This window comes from Streptomyces sp. NPDC020731 (assembly GCF_044334705.1).
Lineage (GTDB): Bacteria > Actinomycetota > Actinomycetes > Streptomycetales > Streptomycetaceae > Streptomyces.
This window is the reverse complement of sequence record NZ_JBIRTN010000025.1, coordinates 68524-80583: the sequence shown is the minus strand read 5'-3', so window position 1 is coordinate 80583 and position 12060 is coordinate 68524. Positions and strand designations below refer to the sequence as shown.

At 71.8% G+C, this 12060-nt stretch carries 10 protein-coding genes; 1 reads left to right on the top strand and 9 read right to left on the bottom strand.

The genetic code is table 11. From position 1 onward, the window contains the following. The first annotated feature begins 99 nt into the window (after positions 1–99). A complete protein-coding gene (locus tag ACH4VX_RS31585; RefSeq protein ID WP_398372220.1) occupies positions 100–459 on the top strand; it encodes a cupin domain-containing protein in 360 nt (119 codons plus the stop codon). Here ACH4VX_RS31585 and ACH4VX_RS31580 read toward each other — a convergent pair. From ACH4VX_RS31580 to rhaI, 9 genes are all read right to left on the bottom strand, one after another. Then, positions 456–1793 (bottom strand): PASTA domain-containing protein, encoded by a 1338-nt coding sequence (locus ACH4VX_RS31580; protein ID WP_398372219.1) that lies wholly within the window; start codon positions 1791–1793, stop codon positions 456–458. The genes ACH4VX_RS31585 and ACH4VX_RS31580 overlap by 4 nt on opposite strands. A gap of 270 nt (positions 1794–2063) precedes the next feature. Then, positions 2064–3374: an FtsX-like permease family protein gene (locus ACH4VX_RS31575; RefSeq protein WP_398372217.1), complete on the bottom strand. Its 1311-nt coding sequence runs from the start codon at positions 3372–3374 to the stop codon at positions 2064–2066. A 3-nt stretch (positions 3375–3377) separates the two neighbouring features. Further along, on the bottom strand, positions 3378–4163 hold the full coding sequence (locus ACH4VX_RS31570; RefSeq protein WP_398372216.1) for an ABC transporter ATP-binding protein: 786 nt from the start codon (positions 4161–4163) through the stop codon (positions 3378–3380). 122 nt (positions 4164–4285) lie between these two features. Further along, on the bottom strand, positions 4286–4927 hold the full coding sequence (locus tag ACH4VX_RS31565) for a lactate utilization protein C (protein WP_398372214.1): 642 nt from the start codon (positions 4925–4927) through the stop codon (positions 4286–4288). After that, positions 4924–6402 (bottom strand): LutB/LldF family L-lactate oxidation iron-sulfur protein, encoded by a 1479-nt coding sequence (locus ACH4VX_RS31560; RefSeq protein WP_398372212.1) that lies wholly within the window; start codon positions 6400–6402, stop codon positions 4924–4926. The genes ACH4VX_RS31565 and ACH4VX_RS31560 overlap by 4 nt, the downstream gene beginning before the upstream one ends. Continuing rightward, positions 6399–7154, bottom strand: a complete 756-nt coding sequence (locus ACH4VX_RS31555) for a (Fe-S)-binding protein (RefSeq protein WP_398372211.1) — start codon at positions 7152–7154, stop codon at positions 6399–6401. Before ACH4VX_RS31555 ends, ACH4VX_RS31560 begins: the two co-directional genes overlap by 4 nt. 73 nt (positions 7155–7227) lie before the next feature. Then, positions 7228–8673 (bottom strand): rhamnulokinase family protein, encoded by a 1446-nt coding sequence (locus tag ACH4VX_RS31550; protein WP_398372210.1) that lies wholly within the window; start codon positions 8671–8673, stop codon positions 7228–7230. Continuing rightward, a complete protein-coding gene (locus ACH4VX_RS31545; protein WP_398372209.1) occupies positions 8670–10709 on the bottom strand; it encodes a bifunctional aldolase/short-chain dehydrogenase in 2040 nt (679 codons plus the stop codon). Before ACH4VX_RS31545 ends, ACH4VX_RS31550 begins: the two co-directional genes overlap by 4 nt. A 140-nt stretch (positions 10710–10849) precedes the next feature. Then, entirely contained in the window at positions 10850–12010 is a 1161-nt protein-coding gene (rhaI, locus tag ACH4VX_RS31540) for an L-rhamnose isomerase (RefSeq protein ID WP_398372207.1), read from the bottom strand. Between the last annotated feature and the right edge of the window lie 50 nt (positions 12011–12060).

Sequence of the window (12060 nt, the reverse complement as noted above, 5' to 3'; positions counted from 1 at the left end):
GACGATGGAGTGGTGGGGCCCGGCCCCCGCCGGTGCCGTTCGAGGCAGACGGAGACCGGACCCGGCCGTGCAGGGCGACGGTCGGAAGGGAACAGGGTCATGCTCGAGATCAAGACGCTGGACAAGCCGGACGAGAGGCGCGACTTCCCCAAGGGGCACCTGGAAGCCGTCCATATGACAGGGCTGGACTTCGCCGTGGCCACATTCGAGCCCGGGTGGCGCTGGTCGGAGTCCGTCGGTCCCATCGCGGGGACGGAGAGCTGCCGGATCCACCACAACGGCTATGTCGTCCAGGGCCGTATGCACATCCGCATGGACGACGGCGCGGAGCAGGAGGTCGGCCCCGGAGACGTCTTCGTCTGCGCACCGGGCCACGACGCGTGGGTCGTCGGCGACGACCAGGTCGTGGTGCACGACTTCGCGGGCGGCATGGCCCAGGAGTACGCCAAGGCCGACTAGCCTGCCCGGTTGCCGGTCACCCGGAGTTGTACCCCCAACGCGCCCGGCCGTCCTTGCCCGTGGAGCACTTCGCGGGACGGCCGTCGGCGGTCGTCGCGGTGGCGCCCACGGGTGAGCAGAACTGCCCGAACCCGATGCCGGCCTGACCGTCCCCGCCCGAGTCCGAACCGCCGGAGGAACCGCCGCTGCTGCTGGAGCCCACGCTGCCGGAGCCGCCGCTCGACGAGCTCCCGCCGGTGCTTCCCGTGTCTGCCGCCTGTGGAGCCGCTTCCCGAGGTGCTGTCGTACGACGGCTGGGGGTCCGGCTTCGGAGCCGGCTTGGGCTTCGGCTTCGGCTTGGGTGTCGGGCTGGGCTCGGCGCACGGCTCACCGGAACCGATCAGCCACAGGTGGACCGGCTCCGAGGCCGCGACCTCCGTACCGGCTTCCGGGTCCTGTCGGCACACCGCCCAGTCGCCCAGATCCTGCTCCCCCTCGTCCAAGCGCTTGCCGGAGTGCGTATGGAAGGGGAACACGGGGTCGAGGCCGAGTTCGCCGAGAGTCCAGGCGGCGTCGTCGAACAGCACACCGACGAGGTCCGGCATCACGACCCGCCGGGGACCGCGCAGCTGCGTCGGGCACCCCTCCCGCTCGGGCACCGCGTACAGCGTCAGCGCCCCGGCGGACGGGCGCACCGTCTCGTCGCGGGCGGGAGTCTGGAAGCAGACCCGCCAGTCGGCGTCGTCGGTCCTGACCGGCCGGGAGTCGGAGGTGGCGTCCATCGCCGACACCGTCCGCCAGCCGTCGTCACGAGCCCGCGCCGCCGCTGTGGTGAGCGTGAACCCCTGGAAGTCGGTGACGACGACCTCGGCGAGGTTCTTGCCGTCCGTTACGACGGTCTCCTGTCCACCGGAGCCGGAAAGCAGCCCGCCCACGACCACCGGGACCGCGAGCACCGGCACCAGCACCGGATGCCGCCGCACCCACGTGGACACCCGCTTCCCCCGCCCCGGCCGCAAGGGGGAGCCGGGAGGAAGGAGTTCCCCCGCCGCTTCGAGGAGAGCGCCCTTCGGATCGATCTTCGAGCCGCGCAGCTTGTGCGGCTTGCCGTCGACGAGGATCTCGACGGAGTCCAGAATCCCTGACGCGCGGCGCAGGATGCGCAGCGGCCCGGGGACGCGGGTGGCCTTGGCCGACATCAGGCTGCCGAGCAGGATGAGGCCCCTGCCCGTCAACACGGCGTAGCCCCAGCCGTCGTGGTAGACGGCCCGCACGGCTTCCCCGGGCCCGAGCTCTTCCAGCAGCGCCTTCTTGTGATCGTCGGGGACGGAGAGGGTCTCGCCCGCGGCGGTCACGGCGGCAAGAGGGTCTCGGCTCAGTGGATCGGGCATCGGTTCCCTAGTGCTGCGCGGCGGTGTCGGACATGGCGGGATGTTGGCGGATTGGCGATCTGCGTCGGTACACGCCCGATCCGGTCCGAAACGGCGCTGGTGCCGGGCGGGGGCGGGCTGACCGCGTACGCGTCTCCGCGCCGCTGTGCCGGCCTTCGGCTGAACGCGGGAACGACGCGGTCCGGACACCCAAGGGGTGCCCGGATCCCGCCCAAGCGCTCGCTCACCGCTCTGTCACGCGGTCACGGCGACCGCCCGGACCGCCGGCGTACGCAGCACGCGCCGGGCTGTGGCCAGGCTCGTCCCGAGCGTCGTCGCGGCCGTCACCGACACCATGGCGAGCCATGTGCCGAGGAACTGGTCCGGCAGCACCCCGTCGGTGCGCACGACCGTGAACGGTACGACCCCGGCCAGCGCGGCCAGCGTGCCGAGGAGCACACCCGTGAACGTGAGAATCACACCCTCGGCACCCACCACGCCGAGCACCTGCCCCGGAGTCGCCCCCGCCAGGCGCTGCTGCCCGAACTCACGGGAGCGGTAGGTCGTCGCGGCGTACAGCGAGTTGACCAGCATGACGCAGACGAAGACCGCGATGATGCCGACGACCGTGAGGTTGAGCGTCTCCAGGTTCTTCGCGTCGACCGACTTCACCAGACCCGAGGCCGCGACGGCGTCGCTCTCCACCGCCTGCATGGTGAGCGTCGCCGTGGACACCGCGGTGAACAGGATGAGCGACACCAGGGTCCCGGCGAGGTGAGCGGACCGCTCGCGCAGGTTGCGCACGGCCAGCCAGCCACTCGCACCGCTCGGCGACAGCCGGTGGAGCATTCCGTTCAGCAGCCCCGGCGACAGCAGCGCGAGACCGATCGACAGCAGGATGGCGCCGTACGCGGCCGGCGCCATCAGCGCCTCGTCCGTCGCGGAGAAGACGAAGGTGGAACCGGCCCCGGCGGCCCCGGCGGCCAGGGTGCCGTATGCCAGGAACCGCCGTGCCCCGGCACGCTCCCCGCCGCGCCGCGTCGCCCGCCGCACGGCGAGGAACGCGGCGCCCGCCGCCGCGAGCAGCGTGATGTACACGCCGGACATCAGCGCGATCGGGCCGAAGGAGTACTCGACCGACCGTGCGACCTGGCCGCCGTCCTGGAACATGTCCAGCAGCGCCTGCCCGCCGAGCATCGCGGGACCGATCGCCAGCGCCGCGCCCACCAGGGCCACGGCCACCGCCTCCCCCACGACCATCCGCTTGATCTGCGCCGGGGTCGCCCCCGAGCAGCGCAGCAGCTCCAGCTCACTCGTGCGCTGCCGCACGTTGACCGTCAGGGTCGAGGCCACCGCGAAGAACACCAGCAGCGTGCCGTATCCGCCGACCACACCGGCCGCCGTGCCCAGCGTCCCGGAACTCACCGGATCCACGCCCGACTGCCCGGCCGTGTCGTGCATCGAGTTGAACGTCATGATGATCGCCGCGCCGAGGAAGGCGGACAGCAGCGTCGCGAGGAACCGTCCGGGGCGTTGCCGGATCGACCGCAGGGCCAGTACGAGCACGGCTCACACCCCCGCCGTCATGCCGTCGCCCAGGTGCGCCAGCCGCTCGGCCACCGCGTCCGCCGTCGGCGCCTCCATCCGGCCGGCGAGACGGCCGTCCGCGAGGAACAGCACGCTGTCGGCGTAGGAGGCGGCGACCGGGTCGTGCGTCACCATCACCACGGTCCGCCCGTGCACCCGCACCGCCTGCTGCAGCAGCCCCAGCACCTCCCGGGCGCTGCGCATGTCCAGGGCGCCGGTCGGCTCGTCCGCGAAGATCACCCGAGGTTCGGTGACCAGCGCACGGGCGATCGCCACCCGCTGCCGCTGACCACCGGACAACTGGTCGGGCCGGTGCCCGAGCCGGTCGCCCAGACCGACGGCGGTGAGGATCTCCCGGGCCCGCCTGCGGTCCACACGCCTGCCGGCCAGCTTCAGCGGCAGTACCGTGTTCTGCGCGACGGTCAGCGTCTCCAGCAGGTTGTACTGCTGGAAGACGAACCCGATCCGCCCGCGCCGGAACTTCGTCAGCTCCGCCTCGCCGCCGCCCGTCAGTTCCGTCCCGTCGACCCGCACGATCCCGCTGTCCGGCCGGTCCAGACCCGCCGCGCACTGCAACAGTGTCGACTTGCCCGACCCCGACGGCCCCATCACCGCGGTGAACGTCCCTCGCGCCAGGTCGAGCGTCACCCCGTCGAGGGCGGTCACGGCGCTGTCCGCCGTCCCGTAGGACTTGGTGACCTTCACCAGGCGCAGTGCCTCGGGGGCGGGTCCCGTGTCGTGGTCGCGTCGTGCCCCGTTGCGAAACATCGTCATCTCCTCCGTCCGGCACGTCCTGTGCCATGCCGAAGACGCTACGGAGGAGACGGCCGCGCCACATTGGGCGCAGAACCCGTATCGGGGGGTGTATCCAGGACCACCCCCGGAGGGGGTCACCCGACCAGCACGACCTCCAGCGTGCGCGGTCCGTGCACGCCCTCCACCCGGTCGAGTTCGATGTCGCTGGTCGCCGAGGGACCGGAGATCCAGGTGAGCGGGCGGGCCGGGTCGAGGCGTTCGAGGGCCTGGGGGACGGAGGAGACGACCTGGTCCGGGACGCGGACCACACAGATGTGGTGGTCGGGGACGAGGGTGATGCGGCGCCGGCCCTGGTCGGGGGAGCCGTCCAGCACGATCGTGCCCGTCTCGGCGATGGCGACCGCGCAGGCGGTGACCACGCTGTCGACCCGGTCCAGCTCGTGCGGGGTGTTCTCCGCCCGGTCCGCGACCCGCGTCACCTCCGCCCCGGCGAGCCAGTCCTCGTCGAGGCCGGGCGGGATCAGCACCGACGACGCGCCGCGTGCCGCGAGCAGTTCGGCGATCATTCCGGCCAGTCCGGCCGCGTCCGTACGGTGCACGACGGCCCGGTAGTCGGCCAGGTTCTCCGCGAGGAGGTCCACCGTCTGCCCGACGGTGCGTTCACCGTGCTCGCGCAGATAGTCACGGGCGAGGGCCCGCTCGTACGGGGTGTCGTCCTTCGGCACGTCGGCGAGGGCCCGCCGCACCCGGCCCAGGATCCGTTCCCTGCTGCTCACTTCGTCGCTCCCTTCCCGCTCTGCGTACGCTGCCACCAGTCCCGGAACGGTTCCGCCGGCACCGGCGGCAGGTCCCGGGTCCCGCTCCACGCCCGGCCGGGGCCCGGCAGGGTGCGCGGATGGAGGCGACGGGTGCGCGAGGCGAGGCGCTGGCCGGTGCGCAGGGCACCGGGGTAGGTGAACGCCCAGCGGGCGGCGCGCATCGCGGCGCGCTCGGCGGCGTGCCCCTTGGCCGGCTTGAGCACCACCTTGTTGCCGTCCCGGGTCACCTCCCCGCCCTGGGCCACCCGTTCCCGCAGGTGCACCAGCACCTCGGGGATGTCGATGGCGACCGGGCACACCTCGTAGCAGGCCCCGCACAGCGACGAGGCGTACGGCAGGGAGGCGTCGATCTCGCTCCCGGTGCCCCGCAGCTGGGGGCTGAGGATGGCGCCGATCGGGCCCGGATAGACCGAGCCGTACGCGTGGCCGCCGGCCCGCTCGTACACCGGGCACACGTTCAGGCAGGCCGAGCAGCGGATGCAGCGCAGCGCCTGCCGGCCCACCTCGTCGGCGAGGGTGTCGGTGCGGCCGTTGTCCAGCAGGACCAGGTGGAAGTTCCGAGGGCCGTCCTCGTCCGTGGTGCCGGTCCACGTCGAGGTGTACGGGTTCATCCGCTCGGCGGTCGAGGAGCGCGGCAGGGTCTGCAGGAACACCTCCAGGTCCCGCCAGGTCGGCACGATCTTCTCGATGCCGACGACCGAGATCAGCGTCTCGGGCAGGGTCAGGCACATCCGCCCGTTGCCCTCGGACTCCACCACCACCAGCGTGCCGGTCTCGGCGACCATGAAGTTGGCGCCGGAGACGCCTACCCTGGCGCGCAGGAACTTCTCCCGCAGGTGCTGCCGGGCCGCCTCGGCGAGTTCGGCGGGCGTATCCGTCAGCCCCTCGGGGGCGGGGCGGCCCCACTCGCTCATCTCGCGGGCGAAGATCTCCCGGATCTCCCCGCGGTTGCGGTGGATCGCCGGCACCAGGATGTGCGAGGGCCGGTCCTTGCCCAACTGCACGATCAGCTCGGCCAGATCGGTCTCGTAGGCGGCGATGCCCTCCGCCTCCAGGGCCTCGTTGAGGCCGATCTCCTGCGTGGCCATCGACTTGACCTTGACGACCTCCGACTCACCGGTCTCCTTGACCAGTTGTGCCACGATCCGGTTGGCCTCGTCGGCGTCGGCGGCCCAGTGCACGGTGCCGCCGGCCGCCGTCACCGACTCCTCCAACTGCTCGAGGTAGCGGTCGAGGTGACGGAGCGTGTGGTCCTTGATCCGTTTGCCGGCCTCCCGCAGCTGGGCCCAGTCGGACACCTCGGCGACCGCGGCGGCGCGCTTGGCCCGGATGGTGTGCGTGGCGTGCCGCAGATTGCCGCGCAGGGTGGTGTCGCGTACGGCGTCCCGCGCGGCCACCGGAAACGCCGGCATCCCGACGAAAGTCCCGCTCATACGGCCGGCTCCTCCTCCGTGCTCGCCAGGATCTCCGCGATGTGCACCGGCCGCATGCCGGTCCGCAGCCTGGTCATCGTTCCGCCGATGTGCATCAGGCAGGAGTTGTCCGCCGCGCACAGCACCTCGGCGCCCGTCGACTCGGCGTTGCGCACCTTGTCGGTGCCCATCGCCGCCGAGACGTCGGAGTTCTTCAGCGCGAAGGTGCCGCCGAAACCGCAGCACTCCTCGGCCCCCGGCAGCTCGGCCAGCTCCAGCCCCTTCACCGCCCGCAGCAACCGCAGCGGCCGCTCGCCCAGGCCAAGGCCGCGCAGCCCGTGACAGGTCGGGTGGTAGGTCACCTTGTGCGGGTAGTACGCCCCGACGTCCGTCACCCCCAGCACGTCCACCAGGAACTCCGTGAGCTCGTACGTCTTCGGCACCACCGGCGCCAGCGTCGCCGCGAGGGTATCCCCGCGGCCCTCCGCCCGGGCCCGCTCACCCATCCGCGGATACAGCTCCCGCACCATCGCCCCGCACGACCCGGACGGCGTCACGATCGCCTCGTAGTCCCCGAAGACATCGGAGAAATGCCGGGCGAGCGGTTCGGCCTCGTGCCGGTAGCCCGTGTTGTAGTGCGCCTGACCGCAGCAGGTCTGCGCCATCGGGAAGTCGACGTCGACGCCCAGCCTGGTCAGGAGTTTCACCACGGCGCGCCCGGTGTCCGGATACAGCGTGTCGTTGACACAGGTCAGGAACAGTGCGACACGCATCGCGGCTCCTAGTGAAATCGATCATCGGGTGAATGCAGGGTAGTGGGGGAGCGGGGGCCCGGGGGAGACCTCGTCAGCCCCGGGCGAGCCGGGCCTGCGCCGCCTGCCACCGCTGCGTACCGCCGCGCGGTTCGTACCGTGTCAGCAGCTGGGTGCGGGTGAGCAGCCGCCGCATCCCGGCCAGGTCGCCGACCAGGCCGTGGGCACGGGCCTGCACCAGCACATTGCCCAGCGCCGCCGCTTCCGTCGGCCCGGACACCACCGGCAGCCCGCAGGCGTCGGCGGTCAGCTGGCACAGCAGGGCGTTGCGGGTGCCGCCGCCCACGATGTGCACCACGTCGACCGACCGCCCGGAGAGCCGCTGCGCGTCGGTGACGGCCTTGCGGTGGGCCAGGGCGAGCGAGTCGAGGATGCACCGTGTGATCTCGGCGGGCGTGGTCGGTACGGGCTGTCCCGAGTCCCGGCAGGCCTCGGCGATCCGCTCCGGCATCCGTCCGGGCGCGAGGAACGCCGCGTCCCCGGCGTCCACCACCGACCGCAGCGCCGGCACCTTGTCCGCGTCGAGGAGCAGCGCGCCCAGATCCGGCTGCCCCCAGGCCCGCAGACACTCCTGGAGCAGCCACAGGCCCATGATGTTGCGCAGATAGCGGACCGTGCCGTCCAGTCCCAGCTCATTGGTGAAGTTGGCGGCCCGGCTCTCCTCGGTGAGCACCGGCGCGTCCAGCTCCAGGCCGGCCAGCGACCAGGTGCCGGTGCAGATGTACGCGAACCGCTCGCCGTCCGCCGGTACGGCGGCCACCGCGGACGCGGTGTCGTGCGAGCCGACCGCCGTCACCGGGACCGGCCCGGCCAGCCCGGTCTCCTCCAGCACCTCGGGCCGCAGCACCCCGGCCGCGTCCCCGGGCCGCCGCAGCGGCGCGAACAGCGAGAGGTCGATGCCGAGACGCTCCGCGACCCCGTACGCCCAGTCACGGGTGCGCGGGTCGATCAGCTGGGTGGTCGAGGCGTTGGTCAGCTCCGTGCCCTGCTCACCGGTCAGCCAGTACGTCAGCAGATCCGGAATGAGCAACAGCCGTCGGGCCTGCGCCAGTTGGGCCGAGTCGCGGGCCGCCGTCAACTGGTACAGCGTGTTGAACGGCGCGTACTGCAGACCGGTCGCCGCGTACAGCTCCTCGGCGGGCACGGTCGCCCACACCTTCTCCGCGATCCGGTCGGTGCGGCTGTCACGGTAGTGCACCGGGTTGCCGAGCAGCGCCCCGTCCGCGTCCAGCAGGCCGTAGTCCACGGCCCAGCTGTCGATGCCGACGGAATCCACCGCGCCGGCCGCCTTCAGCCCGTCCAGCACACCGGCGTACAGGGAGAGGATGTCCCAGCGCAGCCCCTCGGGTACGCGCACCGGCCGGTTGGGGAAACGGTTGACCTCGGTCAGCTCCAGGCTGTCGGGGCCGACGCGGCCGACCATGACGCGTCCGCTGGACGCGCCGAGGTCGACCGCGGCGTAGGACTTCACGACGCTCATCGCAGGAACGCGGCGGCGACGCCGGCGTCGACCGGGACGTGCAGTCCGGTGGTGTGGGTGAGGTCGCCGCCGGTCAGCGCGAACACGGCGTTCGCCACGTGCTCGGGCAGCACCTCGCGCTTGAGGATGGTCCGCTGGGCGTAGAACTCGCCGAGCTTCTCCTCCTCGATGCCGTAGGTCGCCGCGCGCTGGGCGCCCCAGCCGCCGGCGAAGATCCCGGAGCCGCGCACCACACCGTCCGGGTTGACGCCGTTGACCCGGATGCCGTGCTCGCCCAGCTCGGCCGCGAGGAGGCGCACCTGGTGGGCCTGGTCGGCCTTGGTGGCCGAGTAGGCGATGTTGTTCGGGCCCGCGAAGACGGCGTTCTTGGAGGCGATGTAGACGATGTCGCCTCCCAGCTCCTGCGCGGTCATCACCCGGGCCGCCTCGCGCGAGACGAGGAAGGAACCGCGGGCCATGATGTCGTGCTGGAGGTCCCAGTCCTTCGCGGAGGTCTCAAGGAGCGGCTTGGAGATCGAGATACCGGCGTTGTTCACCACCAGGTCGACCCCGCCGAAGGCGAGCACGGCGGCCTTGAAGGCACCGGCGATCTGCTCCTCGGAGGTGACGTCGACGGTCACGGCGACGGCCTTGTCGGACCCGCCCAGCTCCTCGGCGACGGCCGCGGCGTTCTCGCCGTTGAGGTCGGCCACGACGACACACGCGCCCTCGGCGACCAGCCGCTGGGCGATCGCCCTGCCGATCCCGCTGCCCGCACCCGTCACCAGCGCCACCCGGGTGGCGAGCGGCTTGGGCTTCGGCATCCGCTGGAGCTTGGCCTCCTCCAGCGCCCAGTACTCGATGCGGAACTTCTCCGACTCCTCGATCGGCGCGTACGTGGAGACCGCCTCGGCCCCGCGCATCACGTTGATCGCGTTGATGTAGAACTCGCCGGCCACGCGCGCGGTCTGCTTGTCCTTGCCGAAGCTGAACATGCCCACCCCCGGCACCAGCACGATCGCCGGGTCGGCCCCGCGCATCGCGGGGGAGCCGGCCTCCGCGTGCCGCGCGTAGTAGGCGGCGTACTCCTCGCGGTAGGCCGCGTGCAGCTCCTTCAGCCGGGCGACCGCCTCGGCCGGCGGGGCGGACGCCGGCAGGTCGAGGACGAGCGGGCGGACCTTGGTGCGCAGGAAGTGGTCCGGGCAGGAGGTGCCCAGCGCGGCCAGCCGCGGGTGCTCGGCACGGGCCAGGAAGTCCAGTACGGCGTCGGAGTCGTCGAAGTGCCCGACCTGCGGCCGGTCCTGCGAGGCGACGGCACGGACGTACGGCGCCAGGGCGGCGGCCCGCTCCCGCCGCTCCTCCTCGGACAGCGCCGCGTACCCCTCGATCACCGGGCCGAACGGCTCCGGCCGGCCGCGCTCGGCGAGGAACTCCTCGGCGGTGCGGATGATGTGCAGCGAGTTCCGCTCGCACTCCTCGGAGGTGTCGCCCCACGCGGTGATGCCGTGTCCGCCGAGCACACAGCCGATGGCCTGAGGGTTGGCCTCTTTCACGGCGGCGATGTCGAGCCCGAGCTGGAAACCGGGCCGCCGCCAGGGCACCCACACCACGGTGTCGCCGAAGCACTCGGCGGTCAGCTTCTCCCCGTCGGCCGCGCAGGCGAGCGCGATCCCGGAGTCGGGGTGGAGGTGGTCGACGTGCGGGGCGTCGACGAGGCCGTGCATCGCGGTGTCGATCGAGGGGGCCGCACCGCCCCTGCCGTGCAGGCAGTAGTCGAACGCGGCGACCATCTCGTCCTCGCGCTCGACGCCCGGGTAGACGTCGGTGAGCGCCCGCAGCCGGTCCAGCCGCAGCGCGGCCAGCCCCGCCTCGGTCAGCGTCCCGAGATCCCCACCGGACCCCTTGACCCACATCAGCTCGACGTCACCCCCGGTGACGGGATCGGTCTCGGTCCCCTTGGCGGAGGTGTTGCCGCCGGCGTAGTTGGTGTTGCGGGGATCGGCGCCGAGCCGGTGCGAGCGAGCGAGCAGAGCGGCGGCTTCGGGATGGGTTGCCATGAGCATTCAGTCCTTGTCGGAGAGGGGGAGTGCAACGCCCCACAGGGGCACGGGCTGTGTTGCCTTTGCGGCTACCGCCGCACGGGCGCGACCAGCCACGGACGGCCGGCAGTACGCGACGAACGGAACCCGGCGGGCGCTTACGCCCCCCACCCGGCCTGCTCCCCGCCGACCCGCTCGGCGACGATCTTCTCGGCCCACCCGGACCGCCGGTACGCGGCCATGGGCTCGGGGTCCAGCCCCATCTCCTCCCGCACCTCACGCAGCAGCGGACGCACGTCCGTGTTGTACGCGTCCATCAGCACGGCGTTCGCCTCGAGCACGTCCCCCGAGGCCTGGGCCTCACCCAGTGCCGCCCGGTCCACCAGCAGCGCCTTCGCCGTCGCTTCCTGAACGTTCATGACGGAACGGATGATCGCCGGGATCTTCGCCTCGATGTTGTGGCACTGGTCGAGCATGAACGCCACCTCGGGAGTGAACCCACCCCCACGGATCACCTCGTACATGATCCGGAACAGCTGGAACGGGTCGGCGGCGCCGACCATCAGGTCGTCGTCGGCGTAGAACCGGGAGTTGAAGTCGAACGCGCCGAGCTTCCCCTCCCGCAGCAGCGTCGCCACGATGAACTCGATGTTGGTCCCCGGAGCGTGGTGGCCGGTGTCGACGACCACCTGCGCCTTCTCGCCCAGCTTCAGGCAGTGCGCGTAGGCGGTGCCCCAGTCCGGCACGTCCGTCGTGTAGAAGGCCGGCTCGAAGAACTTGTACTCCAGCAGCATCCGCTGGTCGTCCCCGAGCCGCTCGTACACCTCGGCGAGCCCCTCGGCGAGCCGGTCCTGCCGCGTCCGGATGTCGTCCTGCCCGGGGTAGTTCGTGCCGTCGGCGAACCACAGCTTCAGGTCCTTGGAGCCGGTCGCGTCCATGATGTCGACGCACTCCAGCAGATGGTCGACGGCCTTCCTGCGCACCACCGCGTCCGGGGCGCAGATGCTCCCGAGCTTGTAGGCGTCGTCCTGGAAGGTGTTGGAGTTGATCGCGCCGAGCCTCACCCCGCGGTCCTCGGCGTGCTTGGCCAGCGCCGCGTAGTCCTCGACCTTGTCCCACGGGATGTGCAGCGCCACGGTCGGCGCGACACCCGTGAACGCGTGCACCTGGGCCGCGTCGTCCAGCTTCTCCTGCGGGGTGCGGGGCACGCCCTGTTGTGCGAACACCTTGAACCGGGTCCCCGAGTTCCCGTACGCCCAGGACGGCGTCTCCACGGCCTGTGTCTTGAGAGCGGCTTTCACCGCGGCGAGCTCGGTCACGTCAGGGCTCCTGTGACATCGGGTCGTAACGACCACTGAATGAAACGATT

Bases quoted from the DNA above. Each gene is read 5' to 3' on its own strand.
- ACH4VX_RS31560 (WP_398372212.1), bottom strand. From the start codon at position 6,402: ATGAGCGGGACTTTCGTCGGGATGCCGGCGTTTCCGGTGGCCGCGCGG.
- ACH4VX_RS31545 (WP_398372209.1), bottom strand. From the start codon at position 10,709: ATGGCAACCCATCCCGAAGCCGCCGCTCTGCTCGCTCGCTCGCACCGG.
- ACH4VX_RS31570 (WP_398372216.1), bottom strand. From the start codon at position 4,163: ATGTTTCGCAACGGGGCACGACGCGACCACGACACGGGACCCGCCCCC.
- ACH4VX_RS31550 (WP_398372210.1), bottom strand. From the start codon at position 8,673: ATGAGCGTCGTGAAGTCCTACGCCGCGGTCGACCTCGGCGCGTCCAGC.
- ACH4VX_RS31555 (WP_398372211.1), bottom strand. From the start codon at position 7,154: ATGCGTGTCGCACTGTTCCTGACCTGTGTCAACGACACGCTGTATCCG.
- ACH4VX_RS31585 (WP_398372220.1), top strand. From the start codon at position 100: ATGCTCGAGATCAAGACGCTGGACAAGCCGGACGAGAGGCGCGACTTC.